The 22,338-nt window shown below is 69.2% G+C and carries 22 protein-coding genes; 8 read left to right on the top strand and 14 right to left on the bottom strand.

What is annotated here, in order from left to right:
- Positions 1-424 precede the first annotated feature (424 nt).
- The 6 genes from AC16DP_RS24520 to AC16DP_RS24495 form a co-directional block, all read right to left on the bottom strand.
- On the bottom strand, positions 425-2,641 hold the full coding sequence (locus AC16DP_RS24520; protein ID WP_329735213.1) for an LCCL domain-containing protein: 2,217 nt from the start codon (positions 2,639-2,641) through the stop codon (positions 425-427).
- Between the two features lie 214 nt (positions 2,642-2,855).
- Complete coding sequence (locus tag AC16DP_RS24515; protein ID WP_329735212.1) at positions 2,856-4,838, bottom strand: FG-GAP-like repeat-containing protein; 1,983 nt, start codon at positions 4,836-4,838, stop codon at positions 2,856-2,858.
- A 57-nt stretch (positions 4,839-4,895) separates the two neighbouring features.
- Positions 4,896-5,876: a hypothetical protein gene (locus AC16DP_RS24510; protein WP_329735211.1), complete on the bottom strand. Its 981-nt coding sequence runs from the start codon at positions 5,874-5,876 to the stop codon at positions 4,896-4,898.
- Between the two features lie 185 nt (positions 5,877-6,061).
- Positions 6,062-7,180 (bottom strand): M23 family metallopeptidase, encoded by a 1,119-nt coding sequence (locus AC16DP_RS24505; protein ID WP_329735210.1) that lies wholly within the window; start codon positions 7,178-7,180, stop codon positions 6,062-6,064.
- Positions 7,181-7,352: 172 nt separating this feature from the next.
- Positions 7,353-9,668 (bottom strand): FAD-dependent oxidoreductase, encoded by a 2,316-nt coding sequence (locus AC16DP_RS24500; RefSeq protein ID WP_329735209.1) that lies wholly within the window; start codon positions 9,666-9,668, stop codon positions 7,353-7,355.
- Positions 9,669-9,770: 102 nt separating this feature from the next.
- Positions 9,771-10,202 (bottom strand): abscisic acid-deficient protein Aba4 family protein, encoded by a 432-nt coding sequence (locus AC16DP_RS24495; RefSeq protein WP_329735208.1) that lies wholly within the window; start codon positions 10,200-10,202, stop codon positions 9,771-9,773.
- A gap of 263 nt (positions 10,203-10,465) precedes the next feature.
- On the opposite strand from AC16DP_RS24495, the gene AC16DP_RS24490 reads away from it, so the two are divergent.
- Complete coding sequence (locus AC16DP_RS24490) at positions 10,466-10,660, top strand: hypothetical protein (protein WP_329735207.1); 195 nt, start codon at positions 10,466-10,468, stop codon at positions 10,658-10,660.
- Here the strand turns inward: AC16DP_RS24490 and AC16DP_RS24485 are convergent.
- From AC16DP_RS24485 to AC16DP_RS24475, 3 genes are all read right to left on the bottom strand, one after another.
- Complete coding sequence (locus AC16DP_RS24485; protein WP_329735206.1) at positions 10,650-10,910, bottom strand: hypothetical protein; 261 nt, start codon at positions 10,908-10,910, stop codon at positions 10,650-10,652. The two genes, AC16DP_RS24490 and AC16DP_RS24485, sit on opposite strands and share 11 nt — an antisense overlap.
- Positions 10,911-11,044: 134 nt before the next feature.
- A complete protein-coding gene (locus tag AC16DP_RS24480; protein WP_329735205.1) occupies positions 11,045-12,139 on the bottom strand; it encodes a pentapeptide repeat-containing protein in 1,095 nt (364 codons plus the stop codon).
- 139 nt (positions 12,140-12,278) lie between these two features.
- Positions 12,279-12,434 carry a hypothetical protein gene (locus tag AC16DP_RS24475; RefSeq protein WP_329735204.1) on the bottom strand — a complete coding sequence of 52 codons (156 nt, stop codon included), beginning with the start codon at positions 12,432-12,434 and terminating at the stop codon, positions 12,279-12,281.
- Positions 12,435-12,825: 391 nt separating this feature from the next.
- On the opposite strand from AC16DP_RS24475, the gene AC16DP_RS24470 reads away from it, so the two are divergent.
- Entirely contained in the window at positions 12,826-13,413 is a 588-nt protein-coding gene (locus AC16DP_RS24470; protein WP_329735203.1) for a zinc-dependent metalloprotease, read from the top strand.
- 93 nt (positions 13,414-13,506) lie between these two features.
- Here AC16DP_RS24470 and AC16DP_RS24465 read toward each other — a convergent pair whose 3' ends face one another.
- A complete protein-coding gene (locus AC16DP_RS24465; protein ID WP_329735202.1) occupies positions 13,507-15,471 on the bottom strand; it encodes a glucosaminidase domain-containing protein in 1,965 nt (654 codons plus the stop codon).
- Positions 15,472-15,659: 188 nt separating this feature from the next.
- Here AC16DP_RS24465 and AC16DP_RS24460 point away from each other — a divergent pair, with 188 nt between their 5' ends.
- Together AC16DP_RS24460 and AC16DP_RS24455 are read left to right on the top strand one after the other, a co-directional pair.
- A complete protein-coding gene (locus tag AC16DP_RS24460) occupies positions 15,660-15,950 on the top strand; it encodes a DUF1993 family protein (RefSeq protein WP_329735201.1) in 291 nt (96 codons plus the stop codon).
- A 100-nt stretch (positions 15,951-16,050) separates the two neighbouring features.
- A complete protein-coding gene (locus AC16DP_RS24455; RefSeq protein WP_329735200.1) occupies positions 16,051-16,644 on the top strand; it encodes a Crp/Fnr family transcriptional regulator in 594 nt (197 codons plus the stop codon).
- On the opposite strand, the gene AC16DP_RS24450 is transcribed toward AC16DP_RS24455, so the two are convergent.
- Positions 16,634-17,299, bottom strand: coding sequence for a DUF4386 domain-containing protein (locus AC16DP_RS24450; RefSeq protein ID WP_329735199.1), 666 nt, complete (start codon positions 17,297-17,299; stop codon positions 16,634-16,636). The two genes, AC16DP_RS24455 and AC16DP_RS24450, sit on opposite strands and share 11 nt — an antisense overlap.
- A 198-nt stretch (positions 17,300-17,497) precedes the next feature.
- On the opposite strand from AC16DP_RS24450, the gene AC16DP_RS24445 reads away from it, so the two are divergent.
- A complete protein-coding gene (locus AC16DP_RS24445) occupies positions 17,498-17,650 on the top strand; it encodes a hypothetical protein (protein WP_329735198.1) in 153 nt (50 codons plus the stop codon).
- A 145-nt stretch (positions 17,651-17,795) separates the two neighbouring features.
- Positions 17,796-18,215 carry a hypothetical protein gene (locus tag AC16DP_RS24440; protein WP_329735197.1) on the top strand — a complete coding sequence of 140 codons (420 nt, stop codon included), beginning with the start codon at positions 17,796-17,798 and terminating at the stop codon, positions 18,213-18,215.
- Between the two features lie 21 nt (positions 18,216-18,236).
- Here AC16DP_RS24440 and AC16DP_RS24435 read toward each other — a convergent pair whose 3' ends face one another.
- Together AC16DP_RS24435 and AC16DP_RS24430 are read right to left on the bottom strand one after the other, a co-directional pair.
- The gene (locus AC16DP_RS24435; RefSeq protein WP_329735196.1) at positions 18,237-19,046 is read right to left on the bottom strand and encodes an aldo/keto reductase; all 810 of its coding nucleotides are present in this window, start codon (positions 19,044-19,046) and stop codon (positions 18,237-18,239) included.
- Positions 19,047-19,089: 43 nt separating this feature from the next.
- Entirely contained in the window at positions 19,090-19,422 is a 333-nt protein-coding gene (locus AC16DP_RS24430; RefSeq protein ID WP_329735195.1) for a tellurite resistance TerB family protein, read from the bottom strand.
- Positions 19,423-19,557: 135 nt separating this feature from the next.
- Between AC16DP_RS24430 and AC16DP_RS24425 the strand changes: the two genes are divergently transcribed.
- Complete coding sequence (locus tag AC16DP_RS24425; protein ID WP_329735194.1) at positions 19,558-20,781, top strand: hypothetical protein; 1,224 nt, start codon at positions 19,558-19,560, stop codon at positions 20,779-20,781.
- Positions 20,782-21,092: 311 nt separating this feature from the next.
- Complete coding sequence (locus AC16DP_RS24420; protein ID WP_329735193.1) at positions 21,093-21,527, top strand: hypothetical protein; 435 nt, start codon at positions 21,093-21,095, stop codon at positions 21,525-21,527.
- Here the strand turns inward: AC16DP_RS24420 and AC16DP_RS24415 are convergent, their stop codons facing one another.
- Positions 21,528-22,325, bottom strand: coding sequence for an energy transducer TonB (locus AC16DP_RS24415; RefSeq protein ID WP_329735192.1), 798 nt, complete (start codon positions 22,323-22,325; stop codon positions 21,528-21,530).
- Positions 22,326-22,338 lie beyond the last annotated feature (13 nt).

The raw sequence follows: 22,338 nt of genomic DNA, 5'->3' as shown, positions 1-22,338 counted from the left end.
GCCCGAGTACAACCGCCTCTACGCCCACCCCTTCACCTGGTCCTGGACTCGCGCCAAGATGCACTCGTGGGTGGACCGGCACCTGTCCTGACTATGTTGAAAAACTTGTCGGACAGTCCACTAGGGCGCGGGGGCAAGGGGCAGGTCCATGTTGCACGTATGTCGCAGGAGCATGCGGAATGGGCCGGAACGGGGCGGGATAGGGGGGATGCGGCGGGATATCGACTCCCAAGCATTCCAGGCGGTTGCGAGGTAAGGGCGCGATTCTGCTGGGAGTTTCGCACCGCCCGGCGCGGCTTCGATTCCCGCCGCTTCCAATAGAGGTGGCCCGCCGCCTCGAGTCGAACCCACTCCTCACCTCGAAGGGCACCCCGCGTTCGCCGCGGCAACGTCACGCTCCCCGCGGCGGCGGGCCCGCGAGTGGCTAGGGGAACACGTAGCCGAGCAGCCCTTCCTGGGTGTACCCCTCGCAGCCTTCGCCGGAGACGAAGTGGTCGGTGAGCTCGCCCACCCGGCAGCGGTACAGCGGCACCGTGCCCGCCACCTGCGTGTCATGGGCGTAGCCCACCGGGCCCAGCGGCAGCAGCCCCTCGCAGTTCACGTCCACCGACACCAGGTTGTGCCCGCCCACCTGGCACTCGTACAGCAGGTGGGTGCCCGGCCGGGGCTCGCGCCACAGCCGCCACGCGCCCTCCAGGGTGAAGCCCGCGGGCGGCAGGCGCGAGGACGTCCAATGGCCCCGGGTGGGCGAGTTGTAGCGCCGCAGCCGGGTGTAGGGCAGCTCCTCGAAGCCGCAGGAGAGCTGCGGGGGCGAGGCCGTGTCCAGGTTGGCCAGCGCCCAGGTGGCCCACGCCGGTTTGGCGCTCCCATCCCCCCGCCGCAGCCCCAGCCCCAGCCCCTGCGCCACCTCGGCGGCGTGGTCCATCATCCGGTGGTAGACGTAGCTCTCGATGCCGGGCGTGCCCAGCACGTTGCGCAACGAGTCGCAGACCGCCGTGGCCTGGGCCCCCTCGCTGGAGTCCGGCGCCAGCGAGTTGACGCCGCTCTCGGTGAGGTGCAGCTCCCACGTCCAGGGCTTGTCCGGAAAGCTCTTGCGCAGCCAGCCGGCGAGCACGCCCAGGTTGCCATACGTCACCCGGGGGTAGTCCTCCGCGGAGAACTGGGGGCCCTTGCCGGGCGGGTAGGGGTGGTGCGCCACCCGCCAGGCCCGTCCTCCCAGCCGCGCGTTGAAGCCGGTGAGGAAGGTGCTGGCCGACAGCACCGGACTCAACGCGCCCGGCGCGTCCAGCTCCGGGCCGAAGTGGTGCGTCAGGGGAATGAACACCTTGGCGTTGGGCTGCTCGGCGGTGATGCGATCATACGCCGCGTTGAAGTTGGCCGCGTACTCGTCCATCCACCGCTGCGCGTCACACGCGCCCAGGCCGCTGCCGCAGCCGATGTCGAACCACTCGTTGGCGTTCACCTCGTTGTGGAGGACGAAGTCGGCGATGTGGCCATGGCCCTCGAGCCCGTTGAAGTAGCGGGCCAGCATGCCGGCGAAGCGGCCGAAGTCCGCGGGGTTGTCTGGCGCGCAGAAGCGCGCGAAGTTGCCCGTCTTCCCGCAGGGCCGGTTCACCCGGGCCCAGTCCGGCACGCCGTACAGCACCGCCGTCACCGCCATGCCCCGGGCGTTCCACTCCCGGACGTCGTTCTCCAGCGCCGCGTTCACCACGAAGCAGCGCCCCGCGTACTCCGCCTCGCCCGCGACGCACGGGGCCGCCTTGGGGGTGGGCTCCCAGCGCAGCCAGACGAGGTTCACCACCACCCCGCCGGTGTTGTGGCCGGAGATTTCATCCTTGTTGGCCCAGCCATCCGGCTGGAGGGCCTTGATGCGCATGGGGGGGCGCTCGGGGTAGCGCTGGGCGATGCGGACGCTGCCGGACCAGCTCCCGCTGTAGGCGCTGGACGTCACCCCGTTGCGGGTGGAGCCGGTGTAGCCGGTCTGGCCGGGCTGGATGTAGGCCGTCAGCGGGCCTCCGGCGGTGGTGAGGGCGCCGGCATGGACGGCGGCGCGGCACAGGCTGGAGTCGTCCGTGTAGACGCCGGTGCCCCAGAGGGAGCCGGAGGTGGTGGCCGAGGCGGGGCACTCGCAGTCGAGCTGGTAGCCATTGCGCCCGCGCAGCGCGCTCGCGTTGGCGGGGCACAAGGGCTTGCACGCCGAAGTGGCAGCGGCCACGGAGAAGCTCCCGTACCAGTTGCTGAAGGGGAAGGAGCCCACCCCGTTGCGGGAGGAGCCGCTGTAGTTGTCCTGGCCGGGGGCGATGGTGGCGACGACGAGGCCCCCGACAGGGGAGACGGCCCCCGCGTGCAGGGCGGCGCGGCACAGACTGGAGTCATCCGTGTACACATCCGTGCCCCAGACCCAGCCGGAGGCGGTGTCCGCGGCCGTGCAATGACAGGTGTACTGCAGGCCGTTCTGCCCCCGATAGCTCTTGAGATCCGAGGGACAGGGCGTGCACTGGAGCGCCTGCTGCACCGCCCCTGGCGCCTCCACCTGCTCCGGAGTCAGCAGCTCCCCGGAGGCCGGGCCACAGCCCACCCCCACCAGCCACACCCCCAGGGCCCAGGACCGCAGGCCCCACTTCGTCCCACGTGTATTCATGTCTCTGCTCGTGTCTTTCGAAGGAAGGAGAGCCCCGGCAAGGGGCTCGTCCATGCCGATAGAGACATGCCTGGAGAAATGTGACTTCCCGGGCATTTCCGGCCCGTGGGCTTTCCCTGGTTACGTGGACAGTCGGGTGATGCGGCCAACCCCCGCGGGAAGGCCGCAAGCTCGACCTCGACGTCTTCGAAGAGGGCCAACCGGGCCTGCCCTCCTACCGTGCCATCAGCAGGCTACACGCCGCGCCGAAGGCCGGTGAGTCCAGCCAGACATACCCGTCCACGAAGGCGCTGCCCGTGGACGGCTGCACGTGGGTGATGTCGCCGTAGTGGCAGAAGAGGTCGTCCCTGCCATCGCCGGTGAAGTCCCCCACGCCCACCTGGGCACCGCACCAGGTGGACCAGGTGCCAGCGTCCGCGAAGGCGCCGCCCGTCGACAGCGCCACCCGGTTGTGCATCGTGCTGTCCTCGTGGCAGTACAGGTCGCTGCGCCCGTCACCGTTGAAGTCGCCCGGGGCGAGCAGGGAGCACGCGGCCCCGAAGCTCGCCGAGTCCAGCCAGACGTACCCGTCCACGAAGGCGCTGCCCGTGGACGGCTGCACGTGGGTGATGTTGCCGTAGTGGCAGAAGATGTCGTCCCTGCCATCGCCGGTGAAGTCCCCCACGCCCACCTGGGCACCGCACCAGGTGGACCAGGTGCCGGCGTCCGTGAAGGCGCTGCCCGTCGACAGCGCCACCCGGTTGCGCATGCTGCTGCCCTCGTGGCAGTACAGGTCGCTGCGCCCGTCGCCGTTGAAATCGCCCGCCAGCAGCGTGGTGCAGCCCGCGCCGAAGCTCGCCGAGTCCAGCCAGGAGCTGCTGGCCGTGAAGCCCGTGCCGGTGGACGGCTGCACGCGCAGGGCGGTGCCAGCGCGGCAGAGCACATCCGCCTTGCCGTCCCCCGTGAAGTCGGCCACCTCCAGGGCAGGGCCTCCACACCCGGTGGACCAGACGCCCGCGTCCATGAAGGCGCCGCCCGTCGACAGCGCCACCCGGCCCTGCTGCGTGCCCTCCTCGTAGCAGAACAGATCGCCGCGGCCCTGGCCGTCCAGGTCGGCCTGCTCCACGCTCGTCTGCCAGCAGAAGCTCAGGCGCACCGGAGGGCGGGGGGTGAAGTCGGTGGCGGTGAGCTCCACCTGGGAGAAGGCCGGCCCGTACCAGTAGAGCGGCCCGCACAGGTTCCAGTACCGCGAGGCCTCCAGCCTCAGGTCCTGTGAGTCCGGGCTGGCCGTGAAGGCCAGGCCGCCCGACATCGGCTCGCCGCGCCCCTGATCCGTGCAGAGGTTGTCCCGGCAGCCCACGCGGCGGAACGTCACCCCGCGCGCCGGGTACCCCGAGAAGCAACCGTTGCCCTGACGCACCGCCTCCACGTCCTCGCACAGCCCGCCCGAGCCCACCCCGTCGCTCAGCTCGAACATCACCCCCACCCCGGAGGGCGAGTTGTTGCCGTCCACCACCCCCCGCCGCACCGTCACGCGCGAGGACTGGAAGACCGAGATGTTGTCCTCCGGCCAGGAGGTGCTCGCCGGGTTCTCGCACGAGAAGTCCTCCAACACCGAGTCATGCGAGCGGTTGAACTGGACGCACTGGCCGCGGGGAAAGGGCCCGCGCATGTCGTGCGCCTCGAGCTGGCTGAGCCAGGCGCCGGGGCTCTCCTGGAGGTACACCCCCGACGAGCCCCGCACCACCCGCACGCCGCGGATGACCACGCCGGACGAGTTGAACCCCTGGATGTTGTTCAGCCCGTCCGAGGGGTTGGGCCCCGAGGGCGGCGCGCCGTCGTGGAGGATGAGGGAGTTCTCGATGCGCAGGCCCGGGGCGTTGGCGAAGTGGATGCCGGGGCCGCCGCGATGGTGGATTTCACTGTTGCGGATGACCACGCCCGTGAGGTTGCTCACCACCACCGCCGGCCCGGCGTTGCTCACGATGCGCAGGCCCTCGATGACCTGGTAGTGACGGGTCGCCACCACGGGTCCCGAGTCCACCAGCCCGCAGCCCACCAGGGGCTGCTCCGCCGATGCGCTCTCCCGCGAGGCCGCCCCGGTCGGGCCGCAGCCCGGGAGCACGAGCAGCCCGAGGGCCATGAGCAGCAGCCCGGGCAGGGCGGATGCGCCCGCCGCGCGCGAAAGAGGAGGGCACAGGCTCGAGGAATGACGCATGGGGAGCTCTCTACTCGAGGGAGCGGACATGGACGGAGCCTGTCCGGCACCCGCGGCTCAGAATCCGTAGCCCAGGTAGACGTTGTAATCGACGGGGGGCGCGACGTTCACCCCCAGCCCGGCGCTGGGCGAGGCGCAGGTGGCCGGAAGCCGGACCGGCCACTGGGCCAGGTAGAAGACGGTGCGGCCTGTCGCGTTGATGGCGGAGCGCAGCTGGCTCGCCGAGGTGCCGTCGTTGTAGAGCGCCTCGCCGATGATCCACCCCTGGGACAGCCCGAGCTGGTTCATCTGGTTGTGGGCGTTGACGAAGTGCTGGGAGGCGTTCTCGTAGAAGTGGAGGCTGAACAGGTAGGGCAGGTTGCCGCCATACACCTGGGGAATCTGCGAGATGCGGCCCGGCTCCGAACCGATGATGGAGAAGCCCAGCGTGTCGTTCTTCCCGAACACGCTGGTGTAGTTGCTCCACAGCCGCCGGGTGTACTGCAGCAACACGCTCTGGGTCGGCGTGGGCGTCCCCTCGTTGAGCAGATCCATCCGGTAATGGATGCCAGAGGCGGCGATGATCGGCCGCAGATTGACGATCAGGTTCCAGTTCTCCTGGTAGAGGTCCTCGTTCCAGCCCGTCCACTGGGTGGGCGCATTGGGACCGATCGGAAAGAAGCCGACCATGATCTCGGCGAAGCCGATGCTCCTCGCCGCGGCGAGCAGGCCCTGGAGGTTGCCGCGGTGACGCGGGGAGAGGTCGCCCCCCGTCGAGTCCATGACCGTGCCGGTATTGAGGCCACGGCCGTGATAGATGGGGATGCGCAGGCGGCGCTGACCCCGGCCGTACATGTCCCGCAGCGCCTGATCCACCTGCGCCCTGGCGGTGTCGTAGTTGGCGATGGCCCCATAGGCCTCGCGCTCGCAGCCGGAGATGAAATACCAGGCGAAGTTCGAGCCGCCGGTGGCCTGCGCGCGCGCCTGCCCAGGCACCCCCAGCAACACGAGCGCGAGCAACAACAAGGAACTCCTCCGCAACGACGGCAGTGCGTGCATGGTGCTTCTCCCTCGGCGGGCGTCCGAAGCTGGACGAGCTCTACCCGCGCGGGCTGGAGGCGGATGATGCCGAGGACCCGAATCAGCGCACGCGCGAGACGAGCGCATGGCCACGGCAACGGGGCGCCCCCTCCACACAGCAGGGCGCCCCGGGTACGTCAGGGTGGCGAGTCCGTGGACCCGGCTTACGGCCGTCCCATCGTGCCGCACAGCGCCCAGGCGCTGGGGTAGTAGCCGTTGGCGCTGAAGCCATACATGCCCCGCAGATCAACGCCCGACGAGCTGCCCTGGAACTGGCCATTCTGGACGTGGAAGTGCAGGTGGACGGCGCTGGTGCCCGAGTTGCCCACCTGGCCCACGGCGGTGCCCTGGCCCACGCTGGCGCCAATGGTCATGCCCGGGTAGATGTAGGACAGGTGGGCGTAGATGTGACGGTAGGTGGTGTTGATCTTCACCAGGTTGCCGTAGCCCCCGTCCTCCCAGCCCGACTTCTCGATGGTTCCTCCCTTGGAGGCCCGGGCATTCCAGCCCGAGGTCGCGGCGATGTCCGCGGCGTAGCTGGCGCCCTGGGTGTGGAAGGACGAGCCGCAGTTCACGTTCCACGGCAGGCCGCTGTACTGCTGGATGACCGGAGACCACCAATCCGAGGTGATGCCGTTGATCGGCGGCTCGGAGGGGGGCGAGGCCTTCAGGGCGTCCCCGTAGATGTCCCGGAGGCTGAAGGGCATGCGCGGACCGAACCGGAGCGAGGCCACCATGCTCGTGAAGATGCCATTGAGGGCCGGGGGCGCGGACACGCCGAAGTTGGCCCACACGAACCAGACGGTTTCTCCCTGGCGGATGTTGACGAGCTGGTACTCCGTCACCGGGGACTTCGCGGCGACGTAGACGGCATCGCGGCCCGCGATGAGCCGCTTCTCCTGCGCGAAGGTCGTGATCTCCGACGGCTCGAACGTCGACTCCCGGGCCGCACGCCAATCCGTGAGGGTGGTGGTGGGCTCGATGGGCTCGAGGTAATGGCCAATGGCGATGTAGGCCTGCTCTCCGTTCTCCAGCTGGGGGCCGCGGAACTCGAGCACTTCGCTCAGCGCCTCGGGCGCATCCGTGCGCGGAGTCAGCTTCCAGTCCGACGGATACTGCAGCGCGAAGTTGAACCGGACGTCCTCGTACGCGCTGTGGGCGGAAGCCGGGCTGTGGGCCGGAGCGCCGCCAGCCGCGAGGGCGGAGCCTCCAGGAACCAGGCATCCAACTGCCAGGGCATAAGCAAGAAACCGGGTACGGGACGAGGTGGGGTGGGTTCTCACGGGGACTCCTCGGGGGGGTTGAGCGCAGCGGTGGGTAAGTCCGATTAATCGGCTCTTACACGATGAGTAGAAATCAATTCACTTTCCGAGTAAACAGGAAAATGAAGTTTCCCCTCGAAAGGGTGTCTCGAAGAAGAGCAGCCGGCGCCGCCGGGTGTAGCCACCGGGCGGCTCAGGGGACGGCCTCGACCAGCCAGTCGTTTCCCGTGACGCCGCCGGGCCATGTGCTGACGCCCTGTGCCGTGTCGGGCCGGTGCAGGTAGTCGCCCTTCCAGGAGCGGAGCCGGACCTTGTTGCCGTCGGACTCGAAGGCCCACTCGGTCCCCGGGCCGGAGCTCGCCGAGCTGACGCCCTGCGCCGTGTCGGGCCGGGACAGGTAGTCACCCTTGGAGGACTTGAACAGGAACTTCTCCTCCGAGCACTGGCACTCGACCAGCCAGTCCGTGCCCGCGCCACTGGCCAGGGTGGTGACGCCCTGGGGCTGCTCGGGGCGCTGCAGGTAGTCGCCCTTCCAGGACTTGAGCCGCACCTTGCGGCCGCAGCCGAGCACCAGGGAGGGCATCAGCCCGAGAATCTGGCGCTTCATCCGCAGGGCGGCCACGACGGCCCCCTCCGAGTGGCTGTCCTCCGTGGTGTCACCGCCTATCAAGAGGCGGCCGTGAGGGCGCCGCAGCACGTTGGCCAGCGCGTCGAAGCGCGAGCGGCCGAGCTCCAGCGGCCAGTAGGCCACCGCCGAGGGGTAGACGAAGATTTCCGAGGAGCGGATGCGCTGGCGGGCCCCGGGGAAGAGCTGCTCGAGCGCCTCGGCGCTCTTGTCGTGCACCTCGTTGAGGGACTTGCCCATCAGCTCGCGCGCGAAGCGGGCGTGCAGCAGCAGGGTGACGACCTGCTCGCGCGTCCCCTGGCCGCTGGCCTGCAGGTCCGTGACGTCATAGATGCTGCCCGCCTGGGTGTCCGACAGCAGGGTGAGGAGGTTCTCGTTGTTGACCGTCCAGAGGCTGCTCGAGTCGGGGGCCATGCGGAAGTGCACCTTGATGTAGCTGCCCATCCGCGTGGTGTTGATGGCCTTCCAGGTCTCCGCGTCGAGCGAGGGGGTGAACTGGATGCGCCCCAGGTGGTGGACGGGGACCGTCACCGCGACCAGGCGCCCCGTCACGTCGATGTACTGGCGGTCGTTCTCGAGCACCCGCAGCTTCACCCCGGCGTCCGACTGCTCGATGGCCGTCACGCGGGCGTTGAGCATGAACTGCGAGGGCTCGAGCCGGGCGGCGAGCGTCTCGACGAACTGCGTATTGCCTCCGGCGACGTGGTAGTTCTTCTCACCAAAGCCCTCGGGCGTGTCCAGGAAGAGGCGAATCTCATCAATGCCATCCAGGGCGGAGATCTTGTCCCACTCGATGGCCATCTCCGGCTCGACGGTGACACGAATCCACTCGCTCACCTTGCGGGGCAGGTTGTCGCGCTTGACGAAGTCGGCGAAGCTGATGCTCATGAGCGCGGCGAGGTCCGCGGGCAGGGGCTTGCCCTCGTAGTGGCTGGCGTGCAGCCGGGTGTAGAGCTCCCAGGCCTTCTTGTGCCAGGCGATGAAGGCCGCGCGCTCCTGCGCATCGAAGATGCCGGCGAGGTACGTGTCGCGCTCTCCCCCGCCCTGGTAGGGGTAGAGCTTGCCATCGATGCGCACCGAGGAGTGGGCGACGTCCTCGAGCAGGGGCAGCTTGAGCTCGCGCAGCAGGGCCACCGCGGGGCTGCGCGCGAAGTACTCCTCCATGTGGGCCTCGGCCGTGGCGCCGTCGCTGAAGGTGACGGTCTGGATGCGGCCGCCCGCGCGCGAGGAGGCCTCGATGAGCAGCGCGTCGATGCCGGCCTTCTTGAGCTCGTAGGCCAGCGTCAGGCCCGTCAATCCGGCGCCGACGATGATGACCGGAGCCTCCCGCGTGGCGGGCTGGAGGGTGGCTTTCAGCCGCCCGTAGGAACTGGAGTGGGAGCCGCCGGTGACCCGGAGTTGCAGCGGCTGGCCCGCGCCGGTGAGCGGATAGTGGTACTCGTGGGAGCCCATGGCGTAGGGCGCCGGGGTGGCCGGATGCCTCCAGGTCCTGCCGCCATCGAGGCTGATCTGGATGAGGTCCTGCCTGCGAGGGCTCGGCTCGCTGGTGCGGTCATGGGAGGCGCCCACCGGCCACGCGAAGACGAACTCGGGGTCGAGCCCCACCTGTTTGTTGGCGGCGCCTCCGGGACTCGGGAAGCGGGGCGCCCGCTCCGGCTCTCCTCCCAGCCGGCTGGGGTTGGCGATGTCCGGCCAGAGGCTGAAGGTGCCCTGCAGGGTCAGCCGGTAGGCCTTGCCGGCCTGCAGGGCCGTCTGACTCTGGAGGGTGCCGCTGCTCCGGCTCTCGAGCCAGAGCTCCTCACTCTGTGCCCGGGCCGGCGCCGGAACCGCCACGAGCAAAGTCAGACAGATGGCCAGGGCCCCCGAGAGGTGTTTCAGTCGCATGGAGGCGAGTATACCAATCCCTCGCAATCGTCCGAAAGCGCGCCACCCGGTTGCACCAGCAACAGACGGGCGCCTTGCTGGGCTATCGAGCCCCGTGCAAGCTCAGCCGCCCAACAGCAATCGCAGGCCGAGAAAAGCCAGCAGGCCCAGCGGGCCGAACATCAGGGTCAACAGGTAACAGGGAATCAGCGCCCCGTGACGGATACCGGCCAGGGCGCCTTCCTGGCGGATGTACAGCCCCACCATGAGATCGAACACCAGGATGTGGACCCAGGCGGCCAGGGCGGCGGTGGGGTTGCGCAGCAGGGCCAGTACGCCGCCGAGGGTGAAGAAGCCGGGCCTGCCCGCCCCGGGCTCGGGTTTCTGGGTCAGCGCGGCTTTCAGCAGCCATGCGTAGATGGCGATCATCAGCAGCACGCTGGTCCCGAGCACCAGGCTTTCGGTGTGCCTCCAGCCCGGCAGGACGGCCAGGGCCAGCCAGCCGAGCAGGGAGGCCAGGCTGGCCAGTTGGAACAAGGGTTTGAGTGCGGGCACGGGCAGGGGTCCGGTGGAGGTGAACGGTCACCCTAGCGATGGAGCCACCGCGTGTCAGGCGCGGAGTGTCGAACGACGCCGGTGCTGGGGACGGACAGGGCCCGGCCCTGGCGGATTCGGGAGGCCCCGGGCCCGGAAGCCTCCCCGCGTCCGGATGGGCCCCTCCTCCTCCAGGGGGCGGCCGAAGGTCCCCGCATCGACTCAGACCGGAATAAGCTGTAAATACGATTTATTGTGGAATTCCCGCCAAGAGAGAAGCTCCGATGAAACGGAACTCGATGCGCCGTCCCCTCTTGTCGTTGCTGGGTGGAGGGTTGCTGGCGGCCTGTGGCGCTGCGCCCGAGGCAGGGCTGGCCTCACCCGATGAGCCGCTGGGCACCGGGAAGGCGGCGCTGTGTGCCGGGACGAGCGTCACGCAGTTGGGGGGCTCGAGGGGGCCAGCATCCCTCAAGGGGTGATGGGGGCGAGTGGACCGTGGGCGGTGTCGGGCGGAGCCAACGCGATGTGGGTGGAGTACTCCGTCGACGGCAAGCCGAGCGTCGCCGAGCTACGCAGGCCCGAGCCCTGCACCACCGCTGGCACCTGGTACTTCAGCAAGGAGGGGGTGAGCTGTGGCTCACCGTCGATAGCAACGGCACCACCACCCTCTGCAAGGACAGTCCCAACAGCAAGGACGGTGCGGATGCCCGCGTACAGGGGCGTGGACATGGTGGTGAAAGCCCTCCTGCCAACCTTTGCGCTGGCCCGGCAGGAACTGCTCCCCCGTTGGATGAGGACTCCCAGCCCGACGGACGGATGCGAGGCCTCGAACAGCCAGGTCCACCACCCGGGCGTGGGGCAGGCTACGGGATGAAGCCCGGAGGGGCCAGGTGGCCCACGCACGTGCCGCCGTTGGAGTCGCTGTTCGTCCCATCCGGGCAGGACGTATTGCTCCAGGTGACGCCCGAGACGTCCGCGGCCGTGAGGTTGACGTTGTACAGGTTGGCGCCGGTGAGGTTCGCGTCACGCAGGTGGAGGACGCCCGTGACGAGGGAGTCCTTCAGGTTGGCGCCGGTGAGGTTGGCGCGCACGAAGAGGGTGCCGGCGAGCAGGGCCTTCTCCATGACCGCATCCACCAGGGAGGCCTCCGTGAGGTTCGTCCGCTCCAGCGAGGCCAGCACCAGTTGGGCTCCATCGAGGTTGGCGCGGGTGAGGTTGGCGTCCGTCCACACGGTCTCCGCCAGCACGGCGCCCTGGAGCGAAGTGCAGGTGGACGTGTCCAGGCAGGACAGGTCCGCGCGGATGAAGTCGGACTGCACCCAGTTGGCGTTGTCCAGCCGGGCCCCGCGCAGCGCCGTGCCGGTGAGATCGACATCCTCCCCGGACACCCCGGTGAGGTTGGTGCCAGACAGGTTCGTCCCCACGAACTGGGTGTCCGTGATGGAGAGGCCGGAGAGGTTGGCGCCAGAGAGGTTCGCGTGGGTGATGACGGCGTCCGTGAGCTGGGCAAGGCGCAGGTCCGCGCCGGTGAGGTTCGCGCCGTCCCAGAGGATGTGGGACAGGTTGGCCTCCTGGAGGAGCGCGTTGACGAGCGTGGCATTCCTCAGGTCCGCGTCGGTGAGGTTGGCCTTGGAGAGGTTGGCCCCGGTGAAGTCCGCGCCCGCCGCCACCGCGAGCGTCAGGTTTGCCTCGCGCAGGTCCGTGTTCACCAGCGCGGAGCCCCCGAGGTTGGCGAACTGGAGGGTCGTCTTGAAGAAGCTCGCGCCAGTGAAGTCCTGCTGGCTCAAGTCCAGGCCGGACAAGTCGCACAGGGACACGTCCACCCCCGGGCCTCGGGCGCCGCAGTCACCCAGCCCCGCGGTGTGCCGGGCGAGCCGCGTGTCGGACTGGCTCGACGGGCCACAGCCCCCCGAGACACAGGCGCTGAACAATGCAATGGATGCGAGGATTTGCCGCATGTGGGAGTCTCCCGGGTCTGAAATTGGTGTCCAGGGATACGGAAAACAGATTTCCAGGACAATTAGTTAATTGCTGACAACGTCATCGCTTTTCCGGAAGCGGCCCGCGCCGCTACCGCCCCCCCTGCCGCGGCCCGCTTCACGCGGGCGCGGGCGAGGGCCTCGCCACCGTGCGCCCGCGCGCCAGGCGGCCCCGGCGCGAGACGGCCTCGGCGCGGGCGTATCGTTTCCCCGCCGGAGCCCTGCGCCTCGCCACCGCCGTCATGGGCGCCGCCGGGCTGCTCCGCCACAGCATGGGGGGTGCACACCGTCCGAGACTCGGACGGTCCGGGCTCCGTGCGCGCAACCCTTTGCGCCCACGGGCGATTCACCAGGAAACGTCAGGACTCTCCCTGTTTCCAGGAGTACCCGGGAGTTGGCCCGAGGGGTGCTCGCGGGCAGGGACACCGCCGTGGCTGGAACCCCCAGGCGGCGGCGTCCAACTCCAGTACGCAAGGGAAAATGAAAATGTTCAAGCGAGCGGCAGTCCTCGTGGTGAGCTGCGGCGCGGTGCTGGCCGGCTGCGGAGCCGGCCCGGAGGCCGGGCCGGGAGCCAGGAGCTCGTCTCCAACCTGCTCGAGGCCGGCTTTCCGGCCGGCGACATCCAGGTCCACGACGGGCAGGTGTTCGTGGGGAACGACGCTCACGTGACCCTCGAGGCGTCGCGCGAGCTGCTCCAGCCCGGCGAGGGGAGCCAGGAGCAATACAGTACGACCAATCTCGTCGGTGCGAGCGTGACGAAGATCTGCATCAATCCCACCGCCGCGTTCAACAGCTACGCCCGCCTCAGCCAGGGGCTGGATCTGGCCATCCAGAACGACAACGCCCTGGGGCTGCGCATCTGGTTCGCGCGGGGACCGGCCACCGGCTGCACCGCGAACATCACCGCGCAGACCACGTCCGGCGCTGGCGGCTCCGCGGGCTTCCCCTTGGGCGGCCTGCCCTACGGCACCCTCAACATCGGCACCGGCCTGCAGAGCTACAGCATTGACGTGAACGAGCACGTCATCACCCACGAGATTGGCCACACCATCGGCATGCGCCACTCGGACTACTACGACCGGTCCATCAGCTGCGGCACGAGCGGCAACGAGGGAACCGCTGGCGTGGGTGCCATCCTCATCCCCGGGACGCCGACCAGAGATCCGGACTCGATCTTCAACTCCTGCTTCAACTCGACCGCGAGCGGCGAGTTCAGCCCATACGACGTCGTCGCGCTGAACTACCTCTACTGAGAGATGGCGCGGCAGCCCCCGGAGTCCCGCCAGGACTCCGGAGGCTCGAGCCGCACGCGGCGGAAAAAACCGCTCGCCCAGGGGGCCCCCTGCCTACTGGAGGCCGTTGGCGTCCACCAGGCTGTAGTTGTACGCGGCGCCGCGGCCCCCCACGGCCTGGATGAAGCGGTTGTAGTCCGAGGAGGCGATGGTCTGGCAACCCATGGAGCCGTTGTCGTTGCTGCCGGCCTGGTGGAAGAGGATCTCCGTCTGCTTGTAGCCCCGGGCCTTGGAGGCGTCGCGCTCGGCCTGGCTGAGGGTGTTGGAGTGGTCCGTGTCGCGGTAGGCGGGGAGGCTGCCGGAGCCGCCCTCGGTGCGCACGTGGTAGCTCGCGTTGCCCACGTAGTCGCCGTTGGGCACCACGCTGTAGTTGCCCGGGCGGATCATCCCCAGGTCGCCGCGGCCATCGCCGTTGGCATCCGGAGCGCGGGGCTGGTAGCGCGGGTTGGAGTGGGTGGAGCCCCGGAACTCCTGCACCGTGCCGTTGGGCTTGAGGACGACGAAGGTATCGTCGTACTTCGCGTTGATGGTGGTGGCGTGGCGGTTGCCGTTGGCATCCAGGCCGCGCAGCCCGAGGACGGTGGCCTGGCCGTTGGGGTTCACCTTGCCGCCGTTGGCGCGCACGATGCTGGCGTAATAGTCGTACTTCTCCTTCATCGACATGTTCTTGGGCGCCAGGGAGACGGGCTGTCCCTTGCCGGGAGCATTGGTCGAGGGCCGGGGCTGGAGGTCATCCACGGTCTTGGCGCCCTTCTCCAGCAGCGCGAGCGTGGTGGGGCCCACCTCGCCCTCCTGCCCCTTGGGCGGCGTCAGGCCGCGATCCGTCTGGAAGCGGCTCACCGCGGCCTGCGTCTTGGGGCCGAACTTGCCGTTGCCGCTCGTCATGTCGCTGTCGGACAGGTAGCCCTGCTTGTGCAGCAGCTCCTGCAGGTGCTCGACGGCGGGGCCCTCGTGGCCGATCCTCAGGTGCTCGCCCTTCTTGACCTGGTCGAGGCTGGGGGCCTGCGTGTACTTGCCGTCGAAGGGCGCGGGCGGGGTGGAGGGCTTGTCCGTGCCGCCCGTCTGGCCGGGCTTGGGGGCGTCCATGCCGTCCGAGCCACCGGCCTGGGGAGGCACGGCGCCGGTGGGGGCCGGCTTCTTGCCGCCATTCTCCAGCCACGCGAGCGTGGTGGGGCCCACCTCGCCCTCCTTGCCCTTGGGCGGGGTCAGCTGGTGATCCCTCTGGAAGCGGTCCACGGCGGCCCGCGTCTTGGGGCCGAACTTGCCGTTGCCGCTCGTCATGTCGCTGTCGGACAGGTAGCCCTGCTGGTGCAGCAGCTCCTGCAGGTGCTCGACGGCGGGGCCCTCGTGGCCGATCTTCAGGTGCTCGCCCTTCTTGACCTGGTCGAGGCTGGGGGCCTGGGTGTACTTGCCGTCGAAGGGCGGGAAGGAGGTGGCGGGCTTGTTCGTGCCGCCCACCTGCTGGCCCGAGCGGGCGATCTGGTCGAAGCGCTCCAGCCCGTAGTCCTTCATGATGCGGATGAGCTTGTCGGAGTACTTCGGGTCCGTGGCGTAACCGGCCTTGTGGATCTCCCGGGCGAACTGCTTCGCATCCCCCGTGTGGTTGAAGGCGTTGGCGTAGCGCGAGTTCTTCCGCAGGAACTTGCCATGGTCGTCGAAGGACTCGGAGGGCGAGTTGTACTTGCGGAAGTTGGCGTTCACCGTCACCCAGCGGCCGTTGAGGTACTCCTTGGTGGGCATGGTGACGTGGCCGGCGGGCCCCTCGCCCTTGATGCCGAAGAAGTTGTTGCCCTTCGTGGACAGGCCGGAGCGGCCGCGGTCGCTCTCGAGCAGGGCCTGCGCCATCGTCACGGAGGCCGGCACGCCCGTGTTGCGCTGGCTCTTGATGGCGTCCGCCGCGATGCGGTCGAGGAACGCATCCCCCGTCTTCGGCAGCGTCACCGCCGCCGCCGCGCTGACCGCACCGGGGGGGAGGGGGGGATTGCTGACAGGCCGGTTGTTCACGGGAGACATCGCCATGGGCGTAAACCTTTTCAGATAGGAATTGATGCTTGTGACGGGATTATCCGGGGCGCGGGCCGGGAGTTGCGTCCGCCTCCAGGTGCCGCGTGTGTTTTTCACGGCGCCGACGCAAGGGGAGGCTCCGCTGACGGAGAAATGACGATGGGATGACGCTGCGCTGACGCTCTGTCTCGTGTGTCGACAACATGGCCGGCCAGCGCCCGGCTCACACCTATGAGCAGCTCCAGCAGCTCGTGAAGGACACCTGCGCCGGGCTCGAGGCCATCCCCGCCGAGGCGATCGACGCCAGGGAGGGCCAGGAGGTCGTCTTCAACACGCCGCGGGGGTCGAGGCTCTTCACCGCGGAGCAGTTCCTGCTCTCCTTCTCGCTTCCCAATTTCTACTTCCACGCCACGACCGCCTACGACATCCTGCGCGCACGCGGGACGCCCATCGGCAAGCTCGACTTCATGGGCAGCCTCCGGCTCAAGACCTGAGGAGGAGCGCCGCCCCAGGAGGCGTCGCGGTGATGCGGCCCATCTGGTCCGAGACCCCGCGGGTGGGATGATGGGCCCCCGCCGGTCCCACGGTGCCCTCATGAAACACAAGCTCGTCGACTACTTCCGCCGCATCACGCCTCTGTCGGACGAGGAGGCCCAGGCCCTTCTGGACAGCATGGTGGTGAAGACCTGTCCCAAGGGCACGCACCTGCTCATGGCGGGCCAGGTTTGCACCGAGGCCTATTTCATCCTCCAGGGCTGCGTCCGCCAGTACTACGTCGTCGACGGTGAGGAGCGGAGCAACGGGTTGTTCACCGAGGACGATTGGGTCCTCTCGATTCACAGCATGATGACCCGGACCCCGGCGGATCACTTCCTGGTCTGCGCGGAGGACACCACGGTGGTGGTGGGGACCGAGCAACGCGAGCAGGACCTGTTCCGGCGCTTTCCGCGCTTCGAGGGCATCTCCCGGAGGGTGATGGAGCGGGTCCTGGCGGAGCAGCAGGAGCGGCTCGCCTCCTATGTCACCGACAGTCCGGAGCAGCGCTACCTCAAGCTCTCGAAGACGCGGCCGGACATCTTCCAGCGGATTCCCCAGTACCAGCTGGCCAGCTACATCGGCGTGAAGCCCGAGTCGCTGAGCCGCATCCGCAAGCGCCTCGCCACGCGCGGCAAGCCGGCTACGCCGTGACGGCGGGCGGGACCGTCCGGAATCCCCGGGCGATGAGCCAGCCACCGAGCAACAGCTCGAACAGCCCCCCGGGCCCGGACAAGAAGATGCCCCACGGCAGCCCGAAGAGCTCGAGCACGGACCCCAGCGCCAGGAGCCCGTAGCCCACCGCGCCCAGCAGCGGGAGGAACGAGGGCAGCCGCCGGGATTGGTACAGCGACAGGCAGAACGCCACGCTGCCAGCCCCCAGGATGATCATCGCGAGCTGGTACGCCCAGAAGTTCCCCTTCGAGAGAAGGTGGAACAGGACCCCCAGCTCCGGCGCCGTCCGCGCCTGCGCGGAGTCTCCGAGCTGCAGGAGGGACAGGAGGAACACCACCCCGACGAGCAGGAGCAGCGCCTCCATCACCCGCGTGCAGACGTACGCGATGGCGATGCCCAGGCTCCGCTCGCGGAGTATCGGGAAGAACAGCACGCCGATCCCGACGACGGTGAGGGAGTTCAACAGGAGCAGCAGCGCCCCCCCGACGAACGGCGTCCGCTGAGCGGCCAACGCGGCCAGGTGCTCCGGCTCCTTCAGGACGGAGGTGACGAGCGCGGTGCCGAGGCCGTAGGCGAGGAACGGAAGGAGGAAGAGAATCCCCAGGGAGCGGGTGTGGAGGCGGGTGGTGTTCATCGTGGCCCCGAGAGTAGGGAGGGGGGCCCTCGCCCGCATTGACGTGGGTCAATAAACGCGAGCCGCGCCCCGGGTCGTGGAGCCCCGATATGCCTTTCCGGGCCGTGCGTTTCCTGGAGTGTCACGGCCAGGCGATTCGGAGGGCTGCCATGCCGCGTCTGCTGCTGCTGTCGGGTCTCATGCTCCTGGGGGCCGGGTGTGCGGGTTCCCACTCGAACTTCCGGACCGGAGGGCCCGCGTATCCCCTGGGTCAACCGGCCGGAGAGCCCCTCGCCCACCGTGTCGCTCGCCCGCTTCGCCCGGCCGCGCAACGCGAGCGTGGATGGCAACACCGTGCAGGTCCGGCCCTGAGCGGGGCCGCCCCCCTGCCGGCCAGTCCACGTCTGTCCGCCCGCGTCATGCGAAACAGCGGCGGGTGGAGACGGCGGGCGCTGGTACGATGCGTGGCGCCGGGGCATGTGCCCCGTCTCACTCATTGGCATCGGACTGGGAGAACATGGTCGACTTCCGCAACTTCATCGGACGTGGCACCGCGGCGGGCACGAAGCTGAACATCTTCGCGAAGGTGATGTTCTTCGTGAACGTGGGCAGTGGCGAGTTCATCGACCTCGGCCCCAACCAGGCGGCCTTCAAGGGGAAGATCGACACGGTCTTCTACAAGGGCGACTTCTCGCTCACGCTGAAGCTGAACGAGGACGGCAAGGCCGAGGTCACCATCAACGGCAACCGTGCCTCCCAGGCCACGTACTCCGCCGGCGGCAGCAAGCTGACCCTCGACGCGAAGTTCGGCTCGAATACGCAGACCATCTCCTTCGAGCCGGGCGGCAAGGGCAACGTGGAGACGTACCTGCTCGTGAAGGGCGGGCAGAGTCTCGACGTGCACCTGGCGCCCGCCGAGAAGCCCGCCGTCGCCTGAGCCCCGGGCGTCCGCGACGCCTCAGCCGTGGACGGCCTGGCCGAAGCGCCGCATCCACTCCTGCTCCTCGGACGAGAGCGGGCCCCGCTCCAGCGCGGCCAGGTTCTCGTCCAGCTGCGCGAGGCTCGCCGGGCCGGTGAGCACCACGTCCACGTGGGAGTTGGAGAGGCAGAAGCGGTAGCAGTCGCCCGCGGTGGGCACGCGGCCGTCCCACCCGCGGGGCCGCTCGAGCAGGCGGCGCCAGTCCGTGGCCGTGTAGGCCACCAGCGCCGGCTTGCGCTTCTCCAGGTGCGGGAAGATGTCGCGCTCGGCCCCCGGGTGCGCCGCGTTGTAGCGGATCATCAACAGGTCCAGCGGCGAGTCCTCGGCGAGCCTCCCGGCGCGCGGGCGGTCATGGATGGAGACACCCAGGGCGCGCACCTTGCCCTCCTGCTTGAGCTTCACCAGCTCCTCGACGGTGCCCTCCGTCCACGCGCTCATCCGGCTCAGCCAGTACAGCTGGTACAGGTCCAGGTAGTCCGTGCCGAGCACCTTGAGGGCACGCTCGGCGCCGCGGCGCACCTGGCCGGGGAACCAGCCGAAGGAGGGGCCGGCGCAGAGGACGAAGCGCTCGCGGTCGCGCTGGAGGGCCTCGCGCAGCACGCGGGTGAGGCGGCCCTGGCGCGGGCTCCAGAAGATGTAGTTCAGCCCCCGCTCCAGCGCGGCGCTCAAGCCGGCCTCGTCGATGCCGTAGTTGCCGGCGAGGCCGAGGCGGTGCACCCGCTTGCCGAAAGCGGGGAGGTACCGGTGGGTGAAGTCCTGCGAGGAAGAGGCCTGCGCGGTGGCGCTCATGGAGGCTCCCGGGTGGAGGACTCCATCGTACTCCGGGTGTGGCCTACGGCGTCACACCCAGCCGGGAGGAGATGCGCTCGAGCATGGACTTCTCGCCCTCGGCGAGCTTGCCGTCGGAGACGCACAGGGCCCGGGCGGCCTCCAGCACCTCGTCCGGACGGGTGCGCAGCACCTCCAGGTCCGGCTCGGGCATGGTGCCGCCAATGTCCAGCCGGTCCATCAGCGAGTGCAGCTCGGCCTCGGGCACGTTCCAGCTGCGGCCCAGTCCCAGGACGACCATGCGCTCGGCCTTGGTGATTTCCCGGTCGGCCCAGGCGACCTGGAGCAGCAGCTTGATGACCTCGATGTTGAAGCGGTCCTCGGCGGTGAGCGTCATCCGTCATCCTCGGCGGTAGGGAGCGGGGACTCTAACCGGAGCGCGCAGGGGCGAGGGAGGGGGGGAGGGCCCGGGCGTCCACGGCTGGACGGCTCACGTCGTTTCCTGGCACATGGCCCTCGAACGGGAGGGACCATGCCCCTTGAGATTTCTTGTCATCCCCGCGGGCGGAGCCTCCTGGCGCTGAGCGGGCTCGCGCTCCTGCTGGGGCTCCTGGGATGTACCGGGCACGCGGGCCTGCTCGGGGCGCGGGATTGCCCCGCGATGGCGGGCGCGGGGCAGGAGGCCGTCGAAGTCGACTTCGAGGTAGTCACGCCGCGGCAGGCCGGGGACCTGCGCCAGCGTGGCGTGCAATTGCCCCGGGTCTCTCGCTTGGGAGATCCACGCGAGCACCGGGATTTCGTCGAGCACCGGGTGACCGCCGTGGGCCTTGGCCTCACCACGGGAGGGTACCTTCTCTACTGCGAGGGGTTGCCGCTGCCCGTGCTCGTCCCGGAGTCGCTGGTCGACCTGGAGCTCACGAGCGCGGAGCCGCTGAGTGACGCCATCTACCCGGACCGGAACGAGGCCCTGGGGGACATGGCGGCCAGTGCCTCCGGGTCGGGGCGCGCGAGGTATGCCTGGTATCGCGGAGCGGGTGGGGCGCTCATCGTGCCCACCGTCTTCTCTCCGGCCACCACCCCTCGCATCGCCCGGACGATGCTCGCGGTGCGGCAGCAATTGGGGGAAACGGTCCAGCAGGAACTGAAGGCCCTGTTGTTGGATATGGCGGGGAACCGGGTCCTGCGAGGAGTCTTCTCGCGCGTGGTGCGGATGGGCTCGGAGCCGGCACTCCGCCCGTCTGTCCGGAAGGAGGGACCCGGGGGCGAAGCTCCGGCGCCGCGACAGCCGGTGACGCGAGCCGCCGCGCCCGCCGCACCCCCCGCGCCCGCGCCCGCGCCGGGTGCACCCGCGCCCTCTCCGGGACTGGTCCAGGCCCTCACCGGCACCCATCCGACGCCGCCCGTGGCCGCTGGCCCGCGTCTTCCCCAGGATGCCGCGGTCAACCCGAAGGTGCCCCGATTCCGTGAGACGGATCGTCCCATTGGCAGCAGCCCAAGTCAGAACGCGCAGCTCCAAGCGGACATCGAATACCTTCGGAGCATCGGCGCCGAGAACATCCGGGTGAACCAGCAGCAGGTCGCGGCGCGCAACAGCCAGCGCGTGGGAACCAATCGGCCGGATCTGCAGTTCGACTATGAGGGGCGCCGCTATCAAGTGGAGTATGACACGCCCACGTCGGGCCGTGGCCCTGGCCACCAATCGCGCATCACGTCCAACGACCCCGACGCGAAAATCATCCTGCTGATCGTGCCCTGACGGATGAGGCTTACCTGATGACAGAGAACATGAAGGGACTGCTCCTGGATGACCGCTGGGCTCCCGTCACTTCGGAGATGGGATTCCTGGAGACCGGTGCGGAGCACGCTGCCCGTGCCTTCGCGGCGTGGCAGGCAGGGCTGTTTGTATCCCGTGGAATCACCGTCGAGGTGCGTTCTGTGCCGGGCCCATTGGAACAGGCCCTCTCCGCTCTGCTGCCTCTGACCGATGCGGAGAGGCGGCGGTACCTCTTCATGCCGACACGTAGCCCCTGGACGGCGTACGTCGATAACGGGTGGAGGGGAACCGATGTGGCGAGCCCCATATCCTACATGGCCGAGGTGCTGGGCTGCCGCGGCCTGCGGGTGGTTGCCGTGCCCAACACCCTCCGCAAGGACAAGGGCCGCTATGGGGCGGTGATGCTCTCGGTGTACGGACCCCACCGGACGGACTGGCTCAACTACGTGCGCACCCTGGGCGCGTCCAATGACGGGGGCCGCTGGGTGTTCGATCAATCCGGCGAGCCCTTCCCCTTCGAGCAGCTCGAGCAGTACCAGGCGCGCCGGGTGAGGGACCGGTTCACCTTCGACATGCTCAAGGACTACCTGCGCCACCTGGGGCTGTCCCCCTTCGAGGAGGACTTCTACCTGCCGCAAGGCGCCCCCGCGTGGCTGGTGGAGCGCAAGGGCCCGGTGCTCCCCAACCACAAGGAGTACACCCTGGCCCAGGTCCGGGCGGACTTCTGATCAGTCCAGCACGAACGTGTACGAGTACTTCATCTCCGTGGAGACGGCTTCCCCGTTCTTGATGGCCGGCTTGAAGCGGAAGCGCATCAGCGCGGTGCGCGCGGCCTCGTCCAGCCCGTAGCCGAGTCCCTTCACGACGGAGGCCTTCACCACGCGGCCCTCGTTGTCGATGGTGATGGACAGCGTCACCGTGCCCTCGATGCCGGCGCGCCGGGCCTCGTCGGGGTAGGGAATCTTCACCTCGGAGGCCACGCTGGGCTCGGTGTCCACCTGGTACACGGGCACGTACTTGGGCGCCGAGTAGGCCTTCACCTCCTTGGGATCCACGGCCTTGTCCCCCGTCTTGCCATAGAGGGTGTTGCCCACCGGGGCGGCGAAGCCACCGGCGCTCGTGGTGGAGGACATGGAGATGCCCACCACCAGCGGCACCGGCTTGGAGGGCTGCTCGGGCGGGGGCGCGTCGTTGGGCGGCGGAGGCGCCGCGTCGGGCGGAGGCGGCGGGGGGGGCTTCTCCGCCTGGGCCACCTTCACCTGTGGAGGCTTGGGCGCCACCTTCGGCTTGGGCGGGGGCGGCTTGGGCTCCTCCGGGGGCGGAGGCGGCGGCGGGGGCGGCCTGGCCACCTCCACCATCACCATCTCCAAGGGGCGCTGGGCCGGAGGCAGCGTGCGCTCCCGCACACGCGACAACATGAAGAAGCCCGCGCCGTGCACCCCGAGGGACACGAGCAGGAAGAGCAGCACCGCCCGCGACGAGTCGCGGCGGACGGGCATGGGTGGATCGATCGCGGCCTGGCTCATGGCCCTGGGATAT

The sequence above is a fragment of the Archangium sp. genome, assembly GCF_057119385.1.
Note: the sequence above shows the minus strand (reverse complement) of the source record. Positions and strands in the feature narration are given on the sequence as shown.

Excerpts from the sequence above, each read along its gene's own strand:
- AC16DP_RS24520 (WP_329735213.1), bottom strand. The coding sequence starts at position 2,641 with ATGAATACACGTGGGACGAAGTGGGGCCTGCGGTCCTGGGCCCTGGGG.
- AC16DP_RS24515 (WP_329735212.1), bottom strand. The coding sequence starts at position 4,838 with ATGCGTCATTCCTCGAGCCTGTGCCCTCCTCTTTCGCGCGCGGCGGGC.
- AC16DP_RS24510 (WP_329735211.1), bottom strand. The coding sequence starts at position 5,876 with ATGCACGCACTGCCGTCGTTGCGGAGGAGTTCCTTGTTGTTGCTCGCG.
- AC16DP_RS24500 (WP_329735209.1), bottom strand. The coding sequence starts at position 9,668 with ATGCGACTGAAACACCTCTCGGGGGCCCTGGCCATCTGTCTGACTTTG.
- AC16DP_RS24490 (WP_329735207.1), top strand. The coding sequence starts at position 10,466 with ATGAAACGGAACTCGATGCGCCGTCCCCTCTTGTCGTTGCTGGGTGGA.
- AC16DP_RS24485 (WP_329735206.1), bottom strand. The coding sequence starts at position 10,910 with ATGTCCACGCCCCTGTACGCGGGCATCCGCACCGTCCTTGCTGTTGGG.
- AC16DP_RS24480 (WP_329735205.1), bottom strand. The coding sequence starts at position 12,139 with ATGCGGCAAATCCTCGCATCCATTGCATTGTTCAGCGCCTGTGTCTCG.
- AC16DP_RS24475 (WP_329735204.1), bottom strand. The coding sequence starts at position 12,434 with ATGCTGTGGCGGAGCAGCCCGGCGGCGCCCATGACGGCGGTGGCGAGG.
- AC16DP_RS24465 (WP_329735202.1), bottom strand. The coding sequence starts at position 15,471 with ATGGCGATGTCTCCCGTGAACAACCGGCCTGTCAGCAATCCCCCCCTC.
- AC16DP_RS24460 (WP_329735201.1), top strand. The coding sequence starts at position 15,660 with ATGGCCGGCCAGCGCCCGGCTCACACCTATGAGCAGCTCCAGCAGCTC.
- AC16DP_RS24455 (WP_329735200.1), top strand. The coding sequence starts at position 16,051 with ATGAAACACAAGCTCGTCGACTACTTCCGCCGCATCACGCCTCTGTCG.
- AC16DP_RS24450 (WP_329735199.1), bottom strand. The coding sequence starts at position 17,299 with ATGAACACCACCCGCCTCCACACCCGCTCCCTGGGGATTCTCTTCCTC.
- AC16DP_RS24440 (WP_329735197.1), top strand. The coding sequence starts at position 17,796 with ATGGTCGACTTCCGCAACTTCATCGGACGTGGCACCGCGGCGGGCACG.
- AC16DP_RS24435 (WP_329735196.1), bottom strand. The coding sequence starts at position 19,046 with ATGAGCGCCACCGCGCAGGCCTCTTCCTCGCAGGACTTCACCCACCGG.
- AC16DP_RS24430 (WP_329735195.1), bottom strand. The coding sequence starts at position 19,422 with ATGACGCTCACCGCCGAGGACCGCTTCAACATCGAGGTCATCAAGCTG.
- AC16DP_RS24425 (WP_329735194.1), top strand. The coding sequence starts at position 19,558 with ATGCCCCTTGAGATTTCTTGTCATCCCCGCGGGCGGAGCCTCCTGGCG.
- AC16DP_RS24415 (WP_329735192.1), bottom strand. The coding sequence starts at position 22,325 with ATGAGCCAGGCCGCGATCGATCCACCCATGCCCGTCCGCCGCGACTCG.